Annotated in this window: 29 protein-coding genes and 1 pseudogene; 14 read left to right on the top strand and 16 right to left on the bottom strand. The window is 66.6% G+C overall.

What is annotated here, in order from left to right:
- Positions 1 to 6 precede the first annotated feature (6 nt).
- Positions 7 to 366 (top strand): ArsC family reductase, encoded by a 360-nt coding sequence (locus tag VEA80_RS11385; protein WP_325060860.1) that lies wholly within the window; start codon positions 7 to 9, stop codon positions 364 to 366.
- Here the strand turns inward: VEA80_RS11385 and VEA80_RS11380 are convergent.
- The 8 genes and pseudogenes from VEA80_RS11380 to VEA80_RS11345 form a co-directional block, all read right to left on the bottom strand.
- Positions 359 to 1,027, bottom strand: a complete 669-nt coding sequence (locus tag VEA80_RS11380; protein WP_325060859.1) for an alpha/beta family hydrolase — start codon at positions 1,025 to 1,027, stop codon at positions 359 to 361. The two genes, VEA80_RS11385 and VEA80_RS11380, sit on opposite strands and share 8 nt — an antisense overlap.
- Before the next feature lie 14 nt (positions 1,028 to 1,041).
- Positions 1,042 to 1,672: pseudogene (locus VEA80_RS20455) on the bottom strand (dihydrofolate reductase family protein).
- Between the two features lie 8 nt (positions 1,673 to 1,680).
- Positions 1,681 to 2,037, bottom strand: a complete 357-nt coding sequence (locus VEA80_RS11370; RefSeq protein ID WP_325060858.1) for a hypothetical protein — start codon at positions 2,035 to 2,037, stop codon at positions 1,681 to 1,683.
- Positions 2,038 to 2,050: 13 nt separating this feature from the next.
- Positions 2,051 to 2,527 (bottom strand): SRPBCC family protein, encoded by a 477-nt coding sequence (locus tag VEA80_RS11365; RefSeq protein ID WP_325060857.1) that lies wholly within the window; start codon positions 2,525 to 2,527, stop codon positions 2,051 to 2,053.
- 7 nt (positions 2,528 to 2,534) lie between these two features.
- Complete coding sequence (locus tag VEA80_RS11360) at positions 2,535 to 2,993, bottom strand: SRPBCC family protein (protein WP_325060856.1); 459 nt, start codon at positions 2,991 to 2,993, stop codon at positions 2,535 to 2,537.
- Positions 2,990 to 3,442 carry an SRPBCC domain-containing protein gene (locus VEA80_RS11355; RefSeq protein ID WP_325060855.1) on the bottom strand — a complete coding sequence of 151 codons (453 nt, stop codon included), beginning with the start codon at positions 3,440 to 3,442 and terminating at the stop codon, positions 2,990 to 2,992. The genes VEA80_RS11360 and VEA80_RS11355 overlap by 4 nt, the downstream gene beginning before the upstream one ends.
- A 4-nt stretch (positions 3,443 to 3,446) precedes the next feature.
- Positions 3,447 to 4,085, bottom strand: a complete 639-nt coding sequence (locus VEA80_RS11350; RefSeq protein WP_349257249.1) for a glutathione S-transferase family protein — start codon at positions 4,083 to 4,085, stop codon at positions 3,447 to 3,449.
- Complete coding sequence (locus VEA80_RS11345) at positions 4,082 to 4,414, bottom strand: metalloregulator ArsR/SmtB family transcription factor (RefSeq protein WP_325060853.1); 333 nt, start codon at positions 4,412 to 4,414, stop codon at positions 4,082 to 4,084. The genes VEA80_RS11350 and VEA80_RS11345 overlap by 4 nt, the downstream gene beginning before the upstream one ends.
- A 96-nt stretch (positions 4,415 to 4,510) precedes the next feature.
- On the opposite strand from VEA80_RS11345, the gene VEA80_RS11340 reads away from it, so the two are divergent.
- The 10 genes from VEA80_RS11340 to der all read left to right on the top strand — a co-directional run bounded on the left by VEA80_RS11340 (position 4,511) and on the right by der (position 11,653).
- Positions 4,511 to 4,894: a hypothetical protein gene (locus VEA80_RS11340; RefSeq protein ID WP_325060852.1), complete on the top strand. Its 384-nt coding sequence runs from the start codon at positions 4,511 to 4,513 to the stop codon at positions 4,892 to 4,894.
- Positions 4,881 to 5,417, top strand: a complete 537-nt coding sequence (locus tag VEA80_RS11335) for an RNA polymerase sigma factor (protein ID WP_325060851.1) — start codon at positions 4,881 to 4,883, stop codon at positions 5,415 to 5,417. Before VEA80_RS11340 ends, VEA80_RS11335 begins: the two co-directional genes overlap by 14 nt.
- On the top strand, positions 5,407 to 5,715 hold the full coding sequence (locus VEA80_RS11330) for a hypothetical protein (protein WP_325060850.1): 309 nt from the start codon (positions 5,407 to 5,409) through the stop codon (positions 5,713 to 5,715). The genes VEA80_RS11335 and VEA80_RS11330 overlap by 11 nt, the downstream gene beginning before the upstream one ends.
- A 77-nt stretch (positions 5,716 to 5,792) precedes the next feature.
- Positions 5,793 to 6,188 carry a DUF6249 domain-containing protein gene (locus VEA80_RS11325; RefSeq protein WP_325060849.1) on the top strand — a complete coding sequence of 132 codons (396 nt, stop codon included), beginning with the start codon at positions 5,793 to 5,795 and terminating at the stop codon, positions 6,186 to 6,188.
- Positions 6,189 to 6,196: 8 nt separating this feature from the next.
- Positions 6,197 to 6,751, top strand: a complete 555-nt coding sequence (locus VEA80_RS11320) for an RNA polymerase sigma factor (RefSeq protein ID WP_325060848.1) — start codon at positions 6,197 to 6,199, stop codon at positions 6,749 to 6,751.
- Positions 6,748 to 7,140, top strand: a complete 393-nt coding sequence (locus VEA80_RS11315) for a hypothetical protein (RefSeq protein WP_325060847.1) — start codon at positions 6,748 to 6,750, stop codon at positions 7,138 to 7,140. Before VEA80_RS11320 ends, VEA80_RS11315 begins: the two co-directional genes overlap by 4 nt.
- Positions 7,141 to 7,283: 143 nt before the next feature.
- Positions 7,284 to 8,147: a 3-methyl-2-oxobutanoate hydroxymethyltransferase gene (gene panB / locus VEA80_RS11310; protein ID WP_325060846.1), complete on the top strand. Its 864-nt coding sequence runs from the start codon at positions 7,284 to 7,286 to the stop codon at positions 8,145 to 8,147.
- 69 nt (positions 8,148 to 8,216) lie between these two features.
- Entirely contained in the window at positions 8,217 to 8,930 is a 714-nt protein-coding gene (locus VEA80_RS11305; RefSeq protein ID WP_325060845.1) for a tetratricopeptide repeat protein, read from the top strand.
- The gene (locus VEA80_RS11300) at positions 8,930 to 10,300 is read left to right on the top strand and encodes a PQQ-binding-like beta-propeller repeat protein (RefSeq protein WP_325060844.1); all 1,371 of its coding nucleotides are present in this window, start codon (positions 8,930 to 8,932) and stop codon (positions 10,298 to 10,300) included. The genes VEA80_RS11305 and VEA80_RS11300 overlap by 1 nt, the downstream gene beginning before the upstream one ends.
- A gap of 12 nt (positions 10,301 to 10,312) precedes the next feature.
- Entirely contained in the window at positions 10,313 to 11,653 is a 1,341-nt protein-coding gene (gene der / locus VEA80_RS11295; RefSeq protein WP_325060842.1) for a ribosome biogenesis GTPase Der, read from the top strand.
- Here the strand turns inward: der and VEA80_RS11290 are convergent.
- Together VEA80_RS11290 and VEA80_RS11285 are read right to left on the bottom strand one after the other, a co-directional pair.
- Positions 11,650 to 12,363 (bottom strand): hypothetical protein, encoded by a 714-nt coding sequence (locus VEA80_RS11290; protein WP_325060841.1) that lies wholly within the window; start codon positions 12,361 to 12,363, stop codon positions 11,650 to 11,652. The genes der and VEA80_RS11290 overlap by 4 nt on opposite strands.
- 57 nt (positions 12,364 to 12,420) lie before the next feature.
- Complete coding sequence (locus VEA80_RS11285; RefSeq protein ID WP_325060840.1) at positions 12,421 to 13,470, bottom strand: aldose epimerase family protein; 1,050 nt, start codon at positions 13,468 to 13,470, stop codon at positions 12,421 to 12,423.
- 95 nt (positions 13,471 to 13,565) lie between these two features.
- Between VEA80_RS11285 and VEA80_RS11280 the strand changes: the two genes are divergently transcribed.
- Positions 13,566 to 14,090: a hypothetical protein gene (locus VEA80_RS11280; RefSeq protein WP_325060839.1), complete on the top strand. Its 525-nt coding sequence runs from the start codon at positions 13,566 to 13,568 to the stop codon at positions 14,088 to 14,090.
- On the opposite strand, the gene VEA80_RS11275 is transcribed toward VEA80_RS11280, so the two are convergent.
- The 6 genes from VEA80_RS11275 to VEA80_RS11250 are packed head-to-tail and all read right to left on the bottom strand — an operon-like array spanning position 14,091 to position 19,679.
- Complete coding sequence (locus tag VEA80_RS11275; RefSeq protein WP_325060838.1) at positions 14,091 to 14,786, bottom strand: hypothetical protein; 696 nt, start codon at positions 14,784 to 14,786, stop codon at positions 14,091 to 14,093.
- Between the two features lie 36 nt (positions 14,787 to 14,822).
- Positions 14,823 to 15,545 (bottom strand): hypothetical protein, encoded by a 723-nt coding sequence (locus VEA80_RS11270; RefSeq protein ID WP_325060837.1) that lies wholly within the window; start codon positions 15,543 to 15,545, stop codon positions 14,823 to 14,825.
- A gap of 54 nt (positions 15,546 to 15,599) precedes the next feature.
- Complete coding sequence (locus VEA80_RS11265; RefSeq protein ID WP_325060836.1) at positions 15,600 to 16,775, bottom strand: NAD(P)/FAD-dependent oxidoreductase; 1,176 nt, start codon at positions 16,773 to 16,775, stop codon at positions 15,600 to 15,602.
- A 5-nt stretch (positions 16,776 to 16,780) separates the two neighbouring features.
- Positions 16,781 to 17,485, bottom strand: coding sequence for an SDR family NAD(P)-dependent oxidoreductase (locus tag VEA80_RS11260; RefSeq protein WP_325060835.1), 705 nt, complete (start codon positions 17,483 to 17,485; stop codon positions 16,781 to 16,783).
- Positions 17,486 to 17,491: 6 nt separating this feature from the next.
- Positions 17,492 to 19,021, bottom strand: a complete 1,530-nt coding sequence (gene purF / locus VEA80_RS11255) for an amidophosphoribosyltransferase (protein WP_325060834.1) — start codon at positions 19,019 to 19,021, stop codon at positions 17,492 to 17,494.
- 13 nt (positions 19,022 to 19,034) lie between these two features.
- A complete protein-coding gene (locus VEA80_RS11250; protein ID WP_325060833.1) occupies positions 19,035 to 19,679 on the bottom strand; it encodes a CvpA family protein in 645 nt (214 codons plus the stop codon).
- A 191-nt stretch (positions 19,680 to 19,870) separates the two neighbouring features.
- On the opposite strand from VEA80_RS11250, the gene VEA80_RS11245 reads away from it, so the two are divergent.
- Positions 19,871 to 20,833 (top strand): MBL fold metallo-hydrolase, encoded by a 963-nt coding sequence (locus VEA80_RS11245; protein WP_325060832.1) that lies wholly within the window; start codon positions 19,871 to 19,873, stop codon positions 20,831 to 20,833.
- A 166-nt stretch (positions 20,834 to 20,999) separates the two neighbouring features.
- The coding region (locus VEA80_RS11240; protein ID WP_325060831.1) for a hypothetical protein at positions 21,000 to 21,406 on the top strand (407 nt) is incomplete at its 3' end.

Below are 21,406 nucleotides of genomic sequence, written 5' to 3'. Positions count from 1 at the left end.
GGGGACATGACCAAAGCGAAACCCGTCACCCTTCACGGCATCAAGAATTGCGACACGATGAAGAAGGCCCGGACCTGGCTCGAGGATCATGGCGTCACGTATGCGTTCCACGACTACAAGACAGTCGGCGTGGATAAGGCGACGCTCGAAGGCTGGGCCGGCAAGGTGGGCTGGGAAGTTCTGCTCAATCGCGCCGGCACGACCTTCCGCAATTTGCCCGAGAAGGACCGTGAAGGTCTGACCGAAAAGACTGCGATCGCGCTGATGCTGGCGCAGCCCTCTATGATCAAGCGGCCGGTGCTCGATGTGGGCGGCAAGCTGGTGGTGGGGTTCAAGCCGGAGGTTTACGAGAAGACGTTCAAGTGAGCACGGTCATCCACTCTGCGGCCGCATCCAACGCTTCGGCCAGCACGTCAGCATCCTTGCGTCCGCTTTTCGCTGGCGCGTGAAAGCTATGATCGGCGTGTGCAAGCAGTTTCAGCGCCGCACGGCGCCCAAGCCGCTCCACCACCGGCTTCAGCAAATCAAGCTCCGCCAGCGCATCGTTGTCGCCCTGCAGAAACAGCATCGGCAGCGCGACATCATTCAAGTGCGCAGCGCGTTCGTCGCTCGGTTTGCCCGCCGGGTGCAACGGGAAGGCGAAGAACACCAGCCCGCGCACGCCCGGCAGCGCCGCTTTGGCGTGCGCCTGCGACGTCATCCGCCCGCCGAACGATTTGCCGCCGGCGAAGAGCGGCAGCGAAGGCGCGAGCCGGTTAGCTTCATCGACCGCCGCGCGCACGGCCGCATGCGCGAGCGCCGGCGCGTCCGGGCGCTTCGAGCCGCGCTCCATGTAAAGGAAATTGTAGCGCAAGGTCGCGACGCCGCGCTCGGCCAACCCGTTGGCGATCGCCGCCATCGCCTTGTGCGCCATGCTGGCGCCCGCGCCGTGGGCGAACACGTAGGCCGCACGCGCGTCCAGCGGCGCAAGCCACAGGCCGGACGTTGTCGCGTCGCCGACCTTTAGCGTGAGCGGTTCAGCCTCCATGCGCGAAGTATGCGCTAGACTTTCCGCAATACATAGTGCGCCGCTCTGGCTGTGGCGACATATTCGGGCGCGCCGAAACCGAGGCCCGGCAAGTCGATGCCTTGCAACAGATGCTCGCCGCCGCCGAGGATCACCGGGCTGACGGCGAGGTGCATCTCGTCCACCAGCCCCGCTTGCAGATACTGGCGAATGACGCTCGCGCCGCCGCCGAGGCGGATGTCCTTGCCTTGCGCCGACGCCTTCGCGCGCTCCAGCGCAGCGTGGATGCCGTCGGTGACGAAATGGAACGTGGTCCCGCGGCTCGCGCGCGTGATGCGTCAACACGTAGACGTCGGTGTGATAGGGCGGATTATCGCCCCACCAGCCTTTCCATGTGTCGTCCGGCCACTCGCCGCGGACCGGGCCGAACATGTTGCGCCCCATGATCCAGGCGCCGATGTTCTCGAACCCGCGCACGGCGAAGTCGTTGTCCGGCCCTTCACGGCCGCGCTCCTCGCCGAACCTCTGTTGGAAGGTCTTGGTCGGAAACATCCATTCGTGCAGCGCCTCGCCACCTTCGCCGAGCGGACTATCGAGGCTCTGGCGCGGCCCCGCGCCGTAGCCGTCGAGCGAGATGCTGTAAGAGGCGACGCGCAGCTTAGTCATGGTGCGGCTCACAATTGCGGAATGGGGAGGCATTCCATGATTTCCACGGAATCGCCGGGAAAGATCGCGAAATGCGGATGATCTAGAAACATCTTGGCGGCATCTTCGTGCGTCTCCGCCTGCACGACCACCCAACCCACCATGGCGTTCTTGATATCGGTCACACCGTTCATCCCGGCGCGCTTGGTCTTGCCGAGTGGCGAGCCCTGCACGACGATGGCGCCTTTGTGCCTTTCGCCCCAGTCCATCCAGGCAGTCATGCCTTGCTTAATGCGCTCGGTTCGTTGCGCTTCGCTGAGTTGATCCCAGCCCGAGCGTTCCTGTGCCGAGGTCGTGCCGGTGTAGATGGCCAGAAACTGTTTCATCGCATCGTTCTCCCTAGGCATTGGCAGCGAGGTGCGCGTCCAGCTTGTCGAGCAGCTCGCGCCAGCCGGCTTCGCGCATCTTCACGCCGTCAGCGCCGTCGAAGAAGGCGCCGTGTTCGGTGAAGATGAGCCGCGTGCCGCCGCCGGCCGGTTTGAGTTCGACGCTCGCCAACGAGATGCTGAAGCGCACGCCGTTGCGGTCCATCGAGTAGGTGAAGATGATGCGTTCGTTGTCGACGATCTCGTTGAAGACGGTTTCGTTGCCGAACACCGTCTTCTCGCCGAACGTCTCTTCACCCTTGAGGAAGCGGAATTGGCTCCTTTCGGTCCCGCCTTCGCGGAAATCGAGTTCGTAGGACTGAATTTCCCAGCCTTCGCCCTCGACGAACCAGGCGCGCTTGGCTTCCGGATCGGCCCAGGCGGCGAACACGCGTGGCGGCGCGGTTGGATAAGTGCGTTCGATCACGAAGCTCGCATGTGTCGTGGTCATGATCGCCTCACGTGTTCAGGAAGGTTTCGAGCTGGTCCAGCAGCTCGCGCGTGCCGCGTTCGCGTGAGCCGGCGTCGTCGTAGCCGTCGAGATAGACGCCTTGCTCGGTGTAGATGAGCCTGGCGCCCGCGCCATTCGGCCTGATCTCCGTCGTGCCCAGCGAGACGGATATGCGCGTTTGATCCAAATGCATATCGTAGCCGATGACGATGCGCTCGTTCTCGACGATGTCCCAGATCTCGCCGTTGTAGTAATGCACCGGCCCGCCGGGCGGGCCGCCCGAGACGCTCTCCTTGCCGCCGACGCGGAAGTCGAGCTTGTGGTTCGACTTCTCCCAATCTTCAGGCCCGACGAACCACTTCGCTTTCTTCTTCGGGTCGGCGTAAGCGGCGAACACCTTCGCCGGCGGATGCGCGTACTCGCGTTCGATCACGAACGTGGCGTGCGTGGTGCTGCGCTTGGTCATTGGTCGAATTCCTTGGCGAGATTGTCGAGCGCGGCGCTCCAGCCGAACTGATACCCTTGCTCCATGTTGGCGCCGTCGAACGAGGCGATCTGCATGGTCAAGAGGAGGCGCGTTTGCTCGGCCGCCGGCTGCAGCTCCACGCAGATCAGCGCCGCCGAGACGCGCTTCACCCCATGCGAGACGTCCTCGGCGAAGACGATGCGCTGGTCGCGGCGGATATCGAGATAGTGAACGACGGCGACATAGTCCTCGTTGCCCGGCTCGATGCAGCGCGAGACATCGCGTCCGCCCTCACGGAAGTCGGCGGCTTCGTATTCGATCCGGATATCCTCGGCCGGCGCCGACCAGCGCTTGCGCGCGTCGACGTCGGACCACGCCTTGAACACGCGCGTGGGCGATGCGTTGTAGGTGCGCTCCATGACGATGGTGGCGTGCGCGATCGCGGTCATGGACTCAAGCTCCCGGGTAGAGGTGGAAGAGCGGCTCGGATTCCTTCAGCGCCCGGGCGAAGGAGGGGCGCTCAATCAGCCGCTCGCGATAGGCGGCGATCCGCGGATACTTGCCTTCAAGCGGCACGTTGCGGACGCCGTACCAAAGCGCCGGCGCGGCCGCACAATCGGCCATTGTGAAGCTGTCGCCGACGATGAAGTCACGCGCGCCGAGCTGCGTTTCGACGACGCCGTAGGCGGCGTGAATGATGCGCTTGGCTTCCTCGACGCCGAAGGGATCGTGTTGGCCGTCCGGACGGATGCCATCGAGCGCGACCTTGGACATCGTTGTGTTGATGTGATCGAACACGCGGTCCCAGCGGCGCACTTCGAGCGCGGCGTCGAAGTCTTCGGGGATGAAGCGCGTGCGGCCGGGATAGTAGCGGTCGAGATATTCGATGATAACCGATGTCTCGGTGATCATGCGTTTGCGGTCGCTGTCGAGCAGGACGGGGAACTTGCCCATCGGCCACTTGGCGACGAAGTCGGCGTAGGTGCTTTGATCGACTGTGATCGGCTCGAACGGCGTGCCGTTTTCGTAGAGCGCGATCAGCACCTTCCAGGTGTAGGAAGAGATCGGGTGTCCGTAGAGCGTCAGCATCAGTCGTCCTTCGTTTCATCGAGAAATTGGCCGAGCCGATCCAGGCGGCGCTCCCAGAGGGCGCGGCGCTCGGCGATCCATTGTTCAGCCCGTGTCAGCGCCTTCGGCTCGATCGAGCAGGTGCGTACGCGGCCGACTTTTTCGCTTTTGACCAGGCCGCTCGCTTCCAGCACCGCCAGGTGCTGCATCACCGCCGGCAGCGACATGGCGAGCGGTTTTGCGAGTTCGCTCACTGAGGCGGGCCCCTTCGCCAACCGGTCGACCATCGCCCGGCGGCTCGGGTCCGCCAGCGCCTGAAACGCCAAGTCGAGAACTGCGTCCTGCCTGAACATGGAAACTTAAGTAGACGCTTAAGTATCGTCTGGCAAGCTTAAACCGCATCCATTCGGCGCGGCGGCGGCTGCATACTGGCGCAAACGGAGTCGGGCATGGACAGATGGATGACCATTGTCGTGGTTTTTGGCGTGGCGATTCTCGCCACGGTCGGACAGGGCTGGGCGTCCTGGCTGGAGCACCGCCGGCGGACTCAGACGCTCGACGTCATCCGGACGGCGCTGCAGGCGGGACGTGAGCCGGCGCCCGAGCTTTATGCCCAACTGGCCGAGCGCGACGGCGCCAGCAAAAGCCCATGGGTGGAGTTCGTCGTCTTCACCGCGCTCGCACTCGGATTCTGGATCGCCTACGCGACCGCCGACGGCAATCAGCGCACCGCCTTCCTGGTGATCGCCGCCACCATGACCGTCACGGCCGTGGGCTGTCTTGGTCTTGGCTTGATGCGCCGCCGCGAGACGCGCGGCCATGACTCCAGATGACGAGGCGCGCCTCGTCGCTGCCGCCCGGACCGGCGACAGCCGCGCCTTCGCCGCTCTGGTCGACGCGCACCAGCAGGCGGTGCGGGGCTTTCTGCGCCGCTTCTGCGGCCATTGGGCTGAGGCCGACGACATCGCTCAGGAGGCGTTCGTGACCGCCTGGCGCAAGCTCGCGCAATTCGAAAGTCGATCGAGTTTCCGCTCCTGGGTGAGCGGCATCGGCTTCCGCATCGCCCGCGACGCGCGCCGCTCGCACCAGCGCGCCAGTCTGCGCGACACGGAATGGCGCGCCCAGCAGGACGAGACGGAAGACGAAGCGCCGCTGGAGGATCGCATCGCACTCGCCGAAGCGATGGCGGCGCTGCCGGAGGAGCAGCGCGCGGCCGTGGCGCTGTGCCTCGGAGAAGGCTTTTCCCACAGCGAGGCCGCCGCCATCCTCAAACTGCCGTTAGGCACGGTGAAGTCGCATGTGACGCGCGGGCGTGAGCGGCTGCTTCAGGCGTTGGAGACGAGAGATGAAGAGTGAAGCCCGCCTCCAGCGCGCCCTGGCGGCCGAACGCGCCCCCCGCCGCGACCCAAGCTTTACGCTGGCGGTCATGCGCGAGGCAGAGGCGCGTCGCTTCAGGCTGCAGACGGCAAATGGAGTGTTAAGGAGCGTCGGCATCGCCGTAGCCGGGTCTGCCATCCTGGTTCCGCTGGCCGGCTGGGCGGGGTCCGATCCGGCCGGGCTGCAGGACGGCGTCCTGGCCGCCGCCGGGCTGATCGGCCTCGTGGCCGGAGCGCGGTTGATGGCCGCACGGGCCGGCGCCCTGTTGCGCCGCTGACAGAATTGCATCCAACTCACCCCAAAGGCGCATCTAGACTGCAAAGGGGCTTTAGACCCCGGGCTATGGAGATCCTAATGGGTGCGGATGTTTTTGTTCCGTTTGTCTTTTTTGGCTTTCTCGGGGCCGTCATTCTGGTGCCGATCTGGCTCAAGGAACGGACCAAGCAATCGGCTCACGCCCTGATTTCGCAGGCGCTGGAGAAGGGCCAGCAGCTCGACCCGGCGCTGCTGCGCCAGCTGACCGAGGGCGCGACCAAGCCGCCCAAGGACCGGGCCCGCAGCACCCTCGGCAGCGGCGTCGTCCTGCTGGCGCTGGCGATCGGCTTCGTCATCGGCGGCTTTGCGATCCGAGATTTCTCTGGCGAGGTCGAGCCGGGTATGCTGGTTCCGGCGGCGATCCTCGGCACCTTGGCGATCGCCTTTATCTTCCTGGCGATGGTCGATTATGCCTCGAAGAAGAAGGAGCAGTGAGTTGATCCGTGGCGTCGCGAGGGGGTCTCAATCTGGCCGAAGCTACCGAGGCCGCGCTGATTATCGCGGCCCAGGCGAGAAACCAGGCGGCGTTCGGTGAACTGGTTAAGCGCCGGCAAGGATGGGCCCGCGCTTTGCTGAGGAGGATGTGTCAGAGCCACGCCGAAGCTGATGATCTCGCTCAAGAGGCCTTCATCAAGGCGTGGGATAAGTTGAACGACCTCGAAACTCCGGCGGCTTTTCCGGGTTGGTTTCGACGGATCGCGGTGACCACGTTCCTGATGGCCAAACGCCGCCAGAAGGCCGTGTTCGAGGAGATCGACGACGCGTCCCCGATCGCGTCGGAGGACTCCACCCCGGAGGCCGCGGCCGGAGCGAAGATCGACCTGGAAAAGGCTCTTGCCAGGTTGTCGGATGCTGAGAGACTGTGCGTGACGCTGAACCACGGAGAAGGGCTCAGTCACGCGGAGATAGTAGAAATCACCGGTCTTCCCCTCGGCACGGTGAAATCCCACGTACTAAGGGGGACGGACAAACTGAGACGGCTATTGGAACCCCAATGACGGACTTTGACGCCCTTCTGAAGCGCTCTTTCGCGGAAGCTGCCGAACCGGTGGATGACGGCTTCACCGTGAAGATCGAGCACGCCGTGGCGCGCCGCGAGTCGGCGCTGAAGGTCCGCAACCTGGCGCAGACTGTCGGCATGGCCGCGGCCGGCGCCGCGCTCATCTACGGCGGCTACGCCTTCTACGGCGCGTTCGGACAAGAAGTCGTCGCTTCGGCCGGTCTTGAAGTCGCCCGCGCTCATGGCGCGCTGAATTCTGCGCCCTCGCTCGGCGACGCCGCCCAGGGCGTGCTGCAATCGCTCGGCACGGGCATGACCCAGATCATGCTGATGACCGCGGCCGCGCTCGCTGGCGGCGCCGTCGTCTATCGCACGACGCAGGAATAGGTCCGCGTCCAACCAGATTGAAGCAAGGGCGGCTCTAGCGGGCCGCCCTTCGCGTTTGCGCCCTCGTTTCTGCCCTCTGGGGACGAAGCTGGCGCCGCAGCGCAGCAAAGGCTAGGACTACCCTCCCCGAAACGAGGGCGAGCATGTCCCGTCACACCCAAGTCCGCCGCATCACCGCGCCTGAGATCACCGCCCGCAAAGGCGGCGATCCGATCGTCTGCCTCACCGCCTACACTGCGCCCGTTGCGGAAATCCTCGACCCGCATTGCGACCTGCTGCTGGTCGGCGACAGCGTCGGCATGGTCGTGCACGGCCTGCCCAACACCGTCGGCGTCACGCTCGAGATGATGATCATGCACGGCCAGGCGGTCATGCGCGGCTCGGAGCGCGCCATGGTGGTCGTGGACATGCCGTTCGGCAGTTACGAAGGCGATCCGAAGGACGCCTTCGCGAACGCAACACGCCTGCTCAAGGAAACCGGCGCCCAGGCGGTTAAGGTCGAAGCCGGGCCCCAGATCGCCGCCACCATCGCCTATTTGGTTGACCGCGGCATCCCAGTCATGGGCCATGTCGGCCTGCGGCCGCAGGCGGTGAACGTGGACGGTAAGTTCCGAGCCAAGGGCCGCACCCAGGACGAGCGCGAGAAGGTCATGGCCGAAGCCAAGGCCGCCGACGCGGCCGGGGCTTTCGCCATCGTCGTCGAGGGTGTCGACGAAACCCTGGCCCCCGAGATCACAGCCGCGGTCGGCGTCCCGACCATCGGCATCGGCGCTTCGGCCCAGTGCGACGGCCAGATCCTGGTCACCGACGATATGCTTGGCCTGTTCGACTGGACCCCCAAATTCGTCCGCCGGTACGGCGACATCAAAGGGGCGATCGACAAGGCCGTCTCCGAATATGCAGCCGACGTCCGCGGCCGCCGTTTTCCTGCCGCAGCCGAGACCTATGCCCTGCGGGTCAACTCGGCGCCGCAAGCGCGCGTTGCCCGGGGCGACAAGCGCGGCTAGCTTGCCGGCGATTTTGGGGGACGAGTCCGCTGCCATGAGCGGGCGAGCGGGTTCGAGGATTAGCGGCGCGTGACGAACGAAACCGACAGTTTTGTCCAGGAAGTCGATGAGAGCTTGCGCCAGGACCGCGCGCTCGCATTGGCGAAGAAGTATGGGCCGTACCTGATCGGCCTGTTCGTGATTTTCCTGCTTGCGATCGGCGGCTGGCAATGGTGGCAGGGCGAGCAGCTCAAGCGCCAGCGCGCCCAGTCCGAGGCTTTGGTCGCCGCGCTCGAGATGGTCCAGGCCGGCAACGTCGACGGCGCCAAAGCCGAGCTCGAGCGGCTGAGCGGCGAAGGTCCGCGCGCCTATCGCGCGATGGCGCGGATGCACCGCGCCGCCATCCTGCAGGAGCAGGGCGAACTGGAAGCGGCGCTCGCCGAATTCGAGCAGGCGGCCGATGTCGCGAACGATCCGATCATGCGCGACACGGCGCGGCTGCGCGCCGCCTACATCGCCGCCGAGACCGAAGAGTTCGCGGCTCTGCAGGCGCGGCTTCAGCCGCTGATTGACTCTGAAAGCAGGCTCTCCTTCCTCGCGCGCGAACTGCTGGCGGTTGAGGCTTGGCAAGCCGGCCAGACCGACCTCGCGCGCTCGACGCTCGAAAATCTCACGCTCGCGTTCGACGCGCCGGAAACGGTGCGCCAGCGCGCGCAGCTTGCCCTTTCCGTCATTGGCCCCGCGCCAGCAGACTCAGCGGACGGCGCCCAAAATGCGCCAGCGCCCTCCGAAGGAGAAAATTGATGAGCCGTCACTTGGGCCGCTTCGGCCCGCTCGCTGTACTCGCGGCCGCTGCGGCGCTGTCCGCATGCTCGACCATCAGCCGCGTGGGCGATGCGATCAATCCGTTCGACGGCGGCGACGCTCCGGCCGAAACGGCGCCGCAGGACGGGCGCGTTTCGATCCTGACCTTCGAACAACAGCTGACGCCCGATCCCACCCTCGCTGCACGCACGATCGCCGTGCCGCCGATGACGTCGGTGGTGGAATGGACTCAGCCGGGCGGGACGGCCGACAATTCGCCCCCGCACGGTTCGGGGGCGGCGGTGCTCGAACAGGCGTGGCGCGTCAATCTCGGCCAGGGCTCGAATGACCGCGCCCAGATCGCCGCGCCGCCGGTGATCGCCGACGGCAATCTCTACTTCCTCGACGCCGATCACCGCGTGCACGCCATCCGCGCAAGCAACGGCGATCGGCTGTGGACCGAGCAGCTGCGCCCGAGCGAGGGCCGTGACCGGGTCGCGCGCGGCGGCGGCGTCGCCGCAGCAGGCGGCCGCGTGTTCGTCACCACCGGGTTCGGCTTCGTCGTCGCGCTCGACGGGCAGACCGGCGACGAGGTTTGGCGCGCGCAATCGGACGCGCCGTTCCAGTCGGCGCCGACGGTCGCCGGCGGGCGTGTGTTCGCCATCACCAACGACAGCGAACTGATCGGCATGGACGCCAACACCGGCAATGTGATCTGGAACTACCAAGCCATCGCCGAGCCGGCGCGAATCCTCTCGGCGCCGAGCGTGGCGGTCGACGGCGAAACCGTCGTGGCGCCGTTTGCGTCCGGCGAAGTGGTGGCGCTGCTCGCCGGCAATGGCCGGCGTCTTTGGTCAGACTCGCTCTCCCGGGCCGGGCGGCTGACTTCGCTCTCTGCGATCAATGACATTGCCGGCCGGCCGGTGGTCGATAACGGCGTCGTCTACGCCGCCAGCCATTCCGGCGTGCTCGCCGGTATCGACCTGCGCACCGGCCAGCGCGGCTGGGCCCGTCCGTTCGCGTCCACGCAGACGCCGTGGATCGCCGGTGATGTGCTTTACGCCGTCAGCGTCGACGGCGAACTCGCCGCTTTCGATCGGGTGACCGGCAACATCTATTGGGTGCAGCAGCTGCGCCGCTACGAAGAGGAAGACGAGCGTAAGGGGCGCGTCGCCTGGGTCGGCCCGATCATGATGGGCGGGCGCCTGGTGCTCGCGAACTCGCTTGGCGAAGTGATCTCGGTGTCGCCCGAGAACGGCCAGACCGTGGCGACGGCCGATGTCCGTCAGCCCGTCTTCATCCCGCCGATCGCCGCGAACGACCAGATCTACATCGTCACCGACGAGGCTCGGCTCGTCGTCCTTCGTTGATGTTGGCCGTCCATGACGATCAAGCTCGCGATCGTCGGGCGGCCGAATGTCGGCAAATCGACGCTCTTTAATCGCCTCGCCGGCAAGAAGCTGGCGATCGTGGATGACACGCCGGGCGTTACGCGCGACCGGCGCGAGGCGCAGGGGCGGCTCGGCGACCTCGACTTCACCTTGGTCGACACCGCCGGCTTCGAGGACCTGACCGACGCCTCGCTCGAAGCGCGCATGCGCGCACAGACCGAAATCGCGATCCGCGAAGCCGACATCATCCTCTTCCTGATCGACGCGCGCGCCGGCGTGCTGCCGCTCGACGAGGCGTTCGCTTCGCTGTTGCGGCGGGCGGACAAGCCGGTCGTGCTCGCCGCCAACAAGGCCGAGGGACGCGCCGGCGATGTGGGCATCAACGAAGCGTTTGCGCTCGGTCTCGGCGAGCCGATCCCGCTCTCGGCCGAACACGGCGAGGGCATGGCGGAGCTTTACGCCGCCCTCGCCGCGCACGCCCCGGAGCCGGAGGATGAGGACGCGGAGAAGCGCGAGCGGCCGATCCAGCTCACGATCGTCGGCCGTCCCAACGCCGGCAAGTCGACGCTCGTCAACGCGCTGATCGGCGAAGACCGTTTGCTGGTCGGCCCCGAAGCCGGCATCACGCGCGACAGCATCGCCATCGACTGGGCCTGGCAGGGCAAGCCGTATCGCCTGATCGACACCGCCGGCATGCGCAAGAAAGCGAAGGTGCAGGCCAAGCTCGAACGCATGTCGGTCGGCGATACGCTGAACGCGATCCGCTTCGCCGATGTCTGCGTGCTGGTGATGGACGCCAACGAGGCGTTCGAAAAGCAAGATCTCTCGATCGCCGACCTTGTCGTCCGCGAGGGCCGCGGCCTCGTGTTCGTGCTGGCGAAGTGGGACACGATCGCCGATCCGCGGGCGCACTTCGAGGAGATGAAGCTCGTTGCGCGCGAGAGCCTGCCGCAGGCCCGCGGCGCGCCGATCGTCACTGTCGCGGCGCAGTCGGGCGTCGGTCTCGACCGGCTGATGAAGGCGGTCGAACAGGCGCACACCGACTGGACCGCGCGGGTCAAGACCAAAGACCTGAACGACTGGCTCTACGCCACGATCGCCCGCCATCCGCCGCCGGCTGTGCGCGGCAAGCGCATCAAGCCGCGCTATCTCACCCAGATCAAATCGCGTCCGCCCACTTTCGTGCTGATCGCCTCGCGCGCCGAGGAGATGCCGGAAAGCTACAAGCGCTATCTCGTCAACGGCCTGCGCGACGCCTTCGACCTGCACGCTTCGCCGATCCGGCTGATCGTCAAAGCAGGCAAGAACCCGTTCGCGGACGAAGCCGGTTAAGTCGGGCGGATGCTGGCGCGCAGCGCCGGCGGGCAATCGTTGCCGAGCAGATTGCAGAATTCGGATGCGAGCCGCTGTTGCAGGCGCGCCTGCATCCGCGGGCCCGCCGCTTGCATTTCGCGATGGAGGATCGCGTTGAGCGCTCCGCCGGAGCGCATCAGCGCCTGGGCGCCGGGGCGCTGCTCCATCGCCTCGAGTTCGGCGCGCTCTTCAGCGGTGAAAACCGGCTGATAGTCGTGCGGGTCGCCATTGTTTTCCGCCGCCTGCTGAGCCATCGCCTGAATGTGGCGTTGCCACAGCGGCAGACGGATCAGGTCGGCATAGTCGCGCAGCTCTTCGGGCGTGAACAGAGCAGAGATCTCCGGCGCGATGTTGCTCGACATGGTGTCCGCTTCGGCGATGACTTCATCGCGCATCAGCTCCGGCGTGCGCGCGATCAGCGCATCGAGATCCGCGCGCCGGCGTTCGCCGCCAAGGCGATAGAGGTCGGAGCTGGTGATGGTTTGGCGATAGATCGGCAGATAGTGCTCGGCCATTGCATCGAACATGCCGCTGTCGAAGAAGAGCGCCTGGTAGACGTCGCGCAGCGCCGAAGCGGTCTCCTCGGGCGCAGCGGCTTCGGCGGCCGGGACGTGTACGGTCTGTTGGGCTTGCGCCGGAACGGAGGCGGCCGCCAGACAGAGCCCGAGAACGATGACGCGGATGATCATGAATGCCTCCCGCTTCACAGCCTAGCATTGGTCCTTGGGCGCTCAATCGAAGAATGCTCAGGTCGTGGTGAAAACGAACTCCGTGCGGCTCCCGTAGGCGTCGCCGGGGCGCAGCAGCGTCGACGGAAAGTCGGGCCGGTTTGGCGAATTGGGAAAGTGTTGCGGCTCGAGGCACAGCCCCGCGCGTCGGCCAAATCCGCCCGCCGCGCCATCCAGATGATTGCCGCTATAGAATTGCAGGCCCGGTTCGGTGGTCCAGACCTCCATCGCCCGCCCGCTTGCGGGATCGCGCAACAGAGCGGCCTGGCCTAAAGCGCCGGCTGCGGTCTTGTTCAGCACGAAAGTATGATCGTACCCGCCGCCGACGCGCAGCTGCGCGTCGTCCGTGCCGATCCGCGCGCCGACGAGGCGGGCGGTGCGGAAGTCGAAGGGCGTGTCCTCGACTGGCTTGGGATCGCCGACGGGAATCAGCTCTTCGTCGACGGGCATGAAGCGGTCGGCGTTGATCGTCAGCTCGTGCGTCTCGACGTTGCGCAGCGCAGCGCCGCTCAGATTGAAATAGGAATGATGCGTGAGATTGACGTGCGTCGGCTTCGTCGCACGGGCGCGATAGGCGATCGTCAGCCGATCGCGCGTCAACTCGTAAGCGACTTCGACCTCGAGTTCGCCCGGATAGCCCTCCTCGCCATCGGCGCTCACGTAGCGCAGCACGACGCCGGCGCCGTCCGCGCGTTCGAAGCCTTGCGCGTCCCACACGGCCTTGTCGAAGCCGCGCACGCCGCCATGCAGATGGTTGCACCCGTCGTTCGCCGCGAGCGGATAGTCGCGGCCATCCAACGCGAAGCGGGCGCCGGCGATACGGTTGGCGTAACGCCCGATTGTGGCGCCGAAATAGGGTGTGCCGGCGAGATATGGCGCGAGCGCATCGAACCCAAGCACGATGTTCTCGCATCGCCCGTTCCGATCCGGCGCTTCGAGCCGCATCAGCGTCGCGCCATAGCTCATCACGTCGGCGCGCAGACCGGCCCCGCTGCGCAAGCTGTAGCGCTCCACCTCGCGCCCCTCCGGCGTGCGGCCGAGCGCGTCGACGACGAGAACATCCCGCAAGCACGCCTCCGTTTCGCGCCGTTTATCGCATTTGCCGCGCCAACGGCGCCAATATCGGCTTTGCTATCACGCGCAAAGCCGAGCGGGGGCGTCACATGCGTATAGTCTGGGCCATTCTCGTGGGCGGGCTCGCCGCCGGCGTGCTCGACATCCTCTACGCCTTCGTCGTTTATGGCCCGCTGAGCTACGGCCTGTCGCCGGCGGAGGTGCTCCAATCGGTCGCCGCCGGCTGGATCGGCCGCGACGCCGCCGGCGCCGGCGGCTGGAACACGGCCGCGCTCGGCCTCGGCACGCATTTCTTCATCGCAACCGCGATGGCCGCCGTCTACGTGCTCGCCGCAACGCGCATGCGCGCGCTCACGGCCCGGCCTTGGCTCTGGGGCTTCCTTTACGGTCTCGTCCTCTACGTCGCGATGAACTACGTCGTCGTGCCGCTCTCGGCCTCGGCCACGGGCGCTTTCCCGGCCGACGCCGCTGAAGCCGGCGCCCGGTTGCAGAGCGCGTTCAGCAGCCTGAGGCCGCTCGGTCTGCTCCAGCTGCTGGGCACGATCTTCACCCACACCGCCTTCGTCGGCATCCCGATCGCACTGGCGGCTCGGCGCTTCGGGCGCGCCGCGTGATCAGCGGGTCCAGCGCGGACAATCTTCGCCGCTGATCTCGCATAAGCCCAAGGTGAACTCGCGCTCGAACGCAGGCACGAACGTCTCGAACTCGGCCAGCATGATGGCGTCGAACGCGTCGGCCTTTTCGTCGAACACTCTCCCGCCCGGGCCTTCCATGAAGGCTGCGAGCGTCATCAGTTCGGAATTGGTGTAGTTGGCGACGTCGAGCGTCTTGCCGCTGCCGCCGCGTCCCACCCATTCGCGCATCATTCGCAGGAATAACGCGCTCGTGTCTTCGCCGAGCACGAAATCCTGCAGCGCGGCCAGCTCTTCGGCCGACAGCGTTGTCTGCAGAGCGTCGGCGACGCGCGTGACGATCTGCGGCCGCGCGCGTTCGAGCGCGGCGGCGAAACGGCTGTCGAACTCGGCCATGTAAGCCCGCGCGGCCTCGGCGCGCTGCGGATCGAGGCCGCGGGTCAGCCTTCGAAGCCCGCGCTCACGATGGTCGGGATCCATGTAAGGCTCGACTTCCGCGATCGAAGCGACGAACAGGCCCGACTCGAACAGCATGATATCGAGCGCGCGTTCTGTGCGTTGCTGTGCTTCGTCGGCTTGCGCGTGTTGAACCGCCGCCGGCGCGGCGGTGTCAGCGAACGCCATTCCGCGAATGCCGCAGCTCAGCAGCGCCACGGCCGTCAGTATCGTCACGCGCATGTCGAACCTCCCACCCGCGACCACGCCGGCCCGCTCTTATCGGAGCGACATTTCTCGCATGTCTTCCGGACAATGCTCGCCAGACACGGCGCACAATTCGGAGAAAAATCGCCTCCTGATCGGCGGCTCGATCGAAGCGAGCGCTTCCTCGTTGATCCGCTCGGTCGCGGCGTGGAGTGCGTCGAGGCGATCGTTCATGGCGCGCCCGGCTGGCGTGACTAGGAATGCGTCGATCGCCGCTCTGTGTCGTGGCTGCAGCGGCGCGACCTGCGTCTGACCGCCTTCGATGGCGTCGATCCCTGCCGCCGCGCCGTGCGCCAGCATCAGCTGACCCGCCTCGGTGCGGAGAAAGGCGGTCATCTCCGTCAGCTCCGATTCATTGAAGAGCTCGAGCATACGCGGCGCGCCCGCTGCGATGATCGCCGGCGTTGCGCGGACAAGTTCTTCGCCGGCGATCACCGGTAGGCGCTCGAACACGGCGTCGAGCGCGCGCTGATCCGCAGGAGAGAGAGCCGCATAGAACGGTTCCGACGTGATGTCGGCGCGCAGTTGCGGCAACGGCGCGCGTACCGCGCTTTGCAACAGAGTCGGAGCCCATCCGCTTTCGAACATGAACGCATTCAAGAAGTCGCGCGCGGCAAAGGTCGCGCTGTTCGCTTGCGCCTGTTCGGGCGCGGCAATCCGCTCGGCGGTCTGTGCGAACGAAGGCCGCGCATCGGCGATCAAAAGCGCCAGCGCCAGGATTAGAATCAGCCGCAACACACCCTCCCGCTGCGCACTGACGCGAAGCTTAGGCGAGCACGCGGGTTTGGGCTAGAGCGCTTGCCCCGCAGCCCAGCCGCTCGACCAGGCCCATTGGAAATTGTAGCCGCCGAGCCAGCCGGTGACGTCGACCGCTTCGCCGATGAAGAAGAGGCCGGAAACGGCGCGGGTCTCCATCGTCTGTTGCGACAGCGCGTCCGTATCGATGCCGCCGACCATCACTTCGGCTTTCGCATAGCCTTCGTCGCCGATCGGCGTCAGCGGCCACGCCTTCAGCCTGCGCGCCGCCTCGATCAGCGCCGCATCCTTCATGTCGCCGACCGCGCCGTGCGGCAGCTGTTCGGCCAGCGCCGCGGCCAGCCGCTCGGACAAGAGCTCCGCCAGAATGCTCTTCAGCTGCGCCTTTGGCCGCTCGCGCTTGCGCTGCGCCAAGGCGTCTTCATCCGCCTGCGGCAGCCAATCAATCACGATAGCCTCGCCCGGCGCGCGATAGGACGACGCCTGCAGCACCGAAGGTCCCGAAAGCCCGCGGTGCGTGAAAAGCGCCGCTTCACGGAATGCGGCCTTGCCGGCGCGCACGGTGACGTCCGCCGAAACCCCGCTCAGCGGCCGCATCCAGCCAAGGTCGCCTTCGCCGAATGTCAGCGGCACGAGGCCGGGCCGGGTCGGCGTAACGGGCAGGCCGAATTGCTTGGCGATCTCGAACGCAAAGCCGCCGGCGCCGAGCTTGGGGATCGACAAGCCGCCCGTGGCGATCGTCAGCGTTTCGCTGTCGAACGCGCCGGCGCTGGTTTCCACGCTGAAGCGCTCAGCGCGCCGCACATCGCGCACGCGCACGCCGCAGCGCACCTCGACACCGGCCGCCGCGCATTCGTCCAGCAGCATGCGCACGATCCTCTGCGACGAGCGCGCGCCTTCGCAGAACAGCTGTCCCAAAGTCTTTTCGTAGAACGGGATGCGATGCTTCTGCACCAGCGCAGTGAAGTCGTGTTGCGTATGCCGCGCCAGCGCCGAGCGCGCGAAATGCGGATTGGCGGAGATGAACCGCTCCGGCGCCGCATTGAGATTGGTGAAGTTGCAGCGCCCGCCGCCCGAGATCAGAATTTTCGCGCCGACCTCGGCGTTGTGCTCCAGCACCAGAACGCGCCGCCCGCGCCGCCCGGCATGGAACGCCGCATAGAGCCCCGCAGCGCCGCCGCCGATGATGATGGCGTCGTACCGCTGCATCGCGTTCAGCGCTCGAACTGCACCCAAGCGCCGTTTTGCGTGTAGCCGGGCGCCAGCATATCCACGATCGCCGGCGCGACTTCTTCCGGCGCCGGCAGCGTCATCGGGTCTTCGCCGGGAAACGCCTTCTGCCGCATCGCCGTGCGCGTGGCGCCAGGATTGAACAGATTGGCCTTGATCGGTGTCACGTTGAGTTCGGCTGCATACGAGGTCACCAGCGCATCGAGCGCGGCTTTGGAGGCGGCGTAGGGCGCCCAGTACGCCTTCGGGTTCTTCGACGCGCCCGAAGTGATGAACACCGCCCGTCCCGCATCGCTCTCGCGCAGCAGCGGGTGCAGCGCGCGGATGAGGCGCTGGTTGGCGAGATAATTCACCAACGTCGTCTCATCCATGACCGACGGCGTGATCTGATGCACCGGCGTCAGCGCGCCGAGCACGCCGGCGCAGGCGGCGAGGCCGTCGAGCCTGCCGAAGCGCTCGAACAGCGGCGCCGCCAGCTGATCGATGGCATTGAGATCGCGCAGGTCGAGCGGGATCAAAGTCGCTTCGCCGCCTTCGGCGCGGATGCGGTCGTCGAGCTGCTCGAGCGCCTTCTGCGCGCGCGCGACGGCGATCACGCGCCAGCCGCGCCGCGCCAATTCCAGCGCCACGGCTTTGCCAATGCCCCGCGACGCGCCGGTTACCAGCGCGATGCGTTTGCCGTCGGTCATGGGCCGTTACTCCGCCGCTTCTTCAGCCAGTAGCGAGAGCTGATAATCGCGTGAAGCGCGGTCGGTGGAATGGTCGAGCAGCGGCGTCGGATAATCGCCGGTGAAGGCGTGGTCGGTGAATTGCGGATTGCCGGCGTTGCGCTGGCCTTCGCCCATCGCCCGGTAGAGCCCGTCCACCGAGAGAAAGCCGAGCGATTCCACTTCCAGCGACTTGCGCATCTCTTCGATCGTCATCTGCGCGGCCATCAGCTGGTCCACGCTCGGCATGTCGATGCCGTAGAAATCAGGATGCTTGATCGGCGGCGAGGCGCTGCGGAAGTGGACTTCCTTGGCGCCCGCTTCGCGCACCATCTGCACGATCTTGCGCGAGGTGGTGCCGCGCACGATCGAGTCGTCGACGAGCACGACGCGCTTGCCCTTGATCGCGTCGCGATTGGCCGAGTGCTTGAGGCGCACGCCGAGCGCGCGGATTTCCTGCTTCGGCTGGATAAAGGTGCGGCCGACATAATGGTTGCGAATGATGCCGAGCTCGTACGGGATGCCGCTCTCGGCGGCGAAGCCCATCGCCGCCGGCACGCCGGAGTCCGGCACCGGCACGATCACGTCGGCTTCGACCCCGGTCTCGCGCGCCAGCTCGCGGCCCATGCGCTTCCTGATGTCGTAGACGCTGCGTCCGTCGATCACCGAATCCGGCCGGGCGAAATAGACGAACTCGAAGATGCACGGCCGCGCCTTGCGCCGCGGGAACGGGAAGTGGCTGTCGATGCGGACCTTGCCCGCCTCGCGCGTGATCACAACGACTTCGCCCGGCTCGATCGTGCGCACGAACTTCGCGCCGATCATGTCGAGCGCGCAGGTTTCCGAGGCGAGGATCGGCGCGCCGTCGCGGTCGCCCAGCACCAGCGGCCGGATGCCGACCGGATCGCGGGCGGCGATCATCATATTGGTGGTGAGGCAGATGACGGCGTAGGCGCCCTGGATCTGGTGCAGCGCCTCGACGAAGCGGTCGACCACCTTGGCTTTCCGCGACTTCGCGATCAGCTGCAGGATGCATTCGGTGTCGGAGGTCGACTGAAAGATCGCCCCGTCGTCCACCAGGCGTTCGCGCAGGTCGCGGGCGTTGGTGAGATTGCCGTTATGCGCGAGCGCGAAGCCGCCGAGCGCCAGATCGGCGAACAGGGGCTGCACGTTGCGGAGGATGGTGCCGCCCGAAGTGGCGTAGCGCGTGTGGCCGATGGCCGAATTGCCGGGCAGGCGGCGCGGCACGTCGGCGCCGGAGAAGTGCTCGCCGACGAGACCCAGGTGCCGCTCGTGATGAAAGCGCCCGTCATAGGAGACGATGCCGCAGCCTTCCTGGCCGCGATGCTGTAGCCCGTGCAGACCGAGCGCAGTGAGCACCGCAGCGTCTTCCGAGCCGAACACGCCGAACACGCCGCACTCCTCGCGCGGCTTGTCGTCGAATTCCCATTTGTCGAAGGGCGCCGCCGGGTCCGCCGGCGCCGTCTGGAAGCGAAGGGAGGGGCGCTCGGCGCTCATTCGGTCCTCAGCGTTACGGCGTCGGCTCTGCCGCCGGTTCGGGCGGGGCTTGTTCAGCCGGCGGGATCGGGGCCGACTCGCCCCTCTGCCGGTTGATTATATCACGCGCGCGGTCGCCGGCCCGGGGCAGCACTGCGCCCAGAGCCGAAGCCACACCGCCATAGATAGGATAGGTCCGCGCGCAGCGAATACCCGCTTGCAGCGGATCGTATGTCGCACGGCACTCGGTCGGGTTCGACGGCGGACGCGCCGGAACCTCGTCATCGGTGGCTTGGCGCATCACCAGGACGCCCAGCGCCACCACGACGACGCCGCGCAGAATGCCAAAGGCGAGGCCCGCGGCGCGGTCGAAGGAGCCGATCTCGGTCGACTGGTGGGCGGTTTTGGCCACCGTCGAAACGATCACCGTGATGATGATGAACACGATCAGGAAGATCAGCAGGCCTGCCGCCACGGCGGCCAACCAGCCGGAGAGCGGCGTCGCCCCTTCGATGAGCGGCGCGCCCAGGCGGGCGAAGAAGACGCCGGCGATGGCGCCGCCAATGAAGGCGATGATCGAGAACACCTCGCGGATCAGGCCCCTGGCGAAGGCCATCACGCCGGAAAGCCCCAGCACCACCAGAGCCGCGAAATCGAACCAAGTCAGGCCGAGATCCATTGCTCGCTCCCCACTGTCCCACGGACGTTGTGCCCGCTGCCCGGACGGATGTTTCGTGAACCGCGCATCTGAGCGCAAGCGATAGTCGCCGGAGGGGGCGAAATAAAGCCGGGCGGACGGCATATCGCGGCGCTCGGGCGCCCGGTCGATGCGCGGGCGCACTGGCGCGCCAGGGGCGCCAAGCTCCGGCCATGATCACAGAACTCGTTCTCGCCGCCGCCATGGCCGCCGAGTCGCCGCAGGCGCCGCCGGCGCGCGAACTCGCCCCTGGCGTGCATCTCATTCCGGGCGCCATCTTGCCGGGGCGGGGGCCCGACGGAAACACCGTAATCTTCGAAGCGCCGGACGGGCTCATCGTCGTCGATACCGGCCGGCACGATTGGCACAGCGATGCGATCGTTTCGTTCGCGGCGACGCGCCAGCAGCCGGTCGCGGCGATTTTCAACACGCATTGGCATCTCGATCATTCGAGCGGCAACGGCCGGATGAAATCGATCTTTCCGGATGCGCCGGTCTACGCCACGCGCGCCATCGAGGGCGCGCTGGCGCCGGGCGGTTTTTTGGTGCGCAATCTCGAACGCACGCGCGAACGCGCCGCCGATCCGGCGACGCCCGAAGGCGAGCGCGAGGAGATGCGCATCTATTTGGCGACGATGGAGGACAGGCGGAGCCTTCTTCCCGACGTTGCGATTGAACGGGCGCGCCGCATGCGCATCGCCGGACGGCGGCTCGATGTGCGCGTCACCGATGGGGCGGTCTCGGCGGCGGACATCTGGCTTTACGACCGCAGGACGCGCATTGCAGTGCTCGGCGATCTGGTGACGCTGCCGGCGCCGTTCTTCGAAAGCGCTTGCCCGGATGCTTGGCGGGCTGAGCTCGATGCGGCGTGGGCGACGCCGTTCCGGCTTGCCGTGCCCGGACACGGCGAGCCGATGACGCGCGATCAGTTCAACACCTATCGGCTGGCCTTTGGGGCGTTCATCGATTGCGTGAACAGCGCGGCCGAGGCGGCGCGTTGCGCGAGCGGTTGGGGAGACGCCGTGGCGCAGCTAGTGGCGAATGACACAGCGCGCGCAGAAGCGCGTGCGTATGCGGACTACTATGTCGGCTTCCTGCGTCAGAACGGCGGCGCGAGTCCCGATTGCGCAAACTGAGCGCTGGCGCTTGCGCTAGGCGAGGCTCGGCGCAAGGGAAGAAGCGAGGATAAGCCGGCGCGCTATCCCCCTAAGCTGCGGCCAAAATCACAATCCAATCAACGCCCACGCGGAAAGCGAGGGCGATTCAATCCGACCGCGCTTGAGCGGGCGTAGAATGCTGCGCATGAAACTCATCCGATCCACTCCAGCAGCAGAGCGAAAGCTCGCCCGGCTCGCCGCCTGGGCGTGGCTGACGCTCGCGTGGATCGGCGCGACGCTGTTCGGCGAGGCTGTGCGCGTCGACCGCCGCCACATCCGCCGGCGGTTTCGCTGGCTCGAACTCGACCGCATCGCCTACGTCGTCTCTTGGCTCATCATTGGCCGCGGCCACCAGCTGATGCACCGGCTCAACGTCCGACCGCTGCGCAACTATGCGGCGCCCGGTTTCATCCGCCGCATCCGCCGCGGCCATTATCGGCGCACCGTGTTCGGTTCGGCGCTGCGCAAAGCGCTGAAGCATCCGAACCTGGCGCAGCGTTTCGCCCGCATCGTCGAGGCGCTCGCCAATATCGACCGCCTTGCGCGCCGCAT

Source organism: Vitreimonas sp. (genome assembly GCF_035627415.1).
Classification (GTDB): domain Bacteria; phylum Pseudomonadota; class Alphaproteobacteria; order Caulobacterales; family Aquidulcibacteraceae; genus Vitreimonas.
The sequence above is the reverse complement of the archived record's forward strand: the minus strand, read 5'-3'. Positions and strand labels throughout refer to the sequence as shown.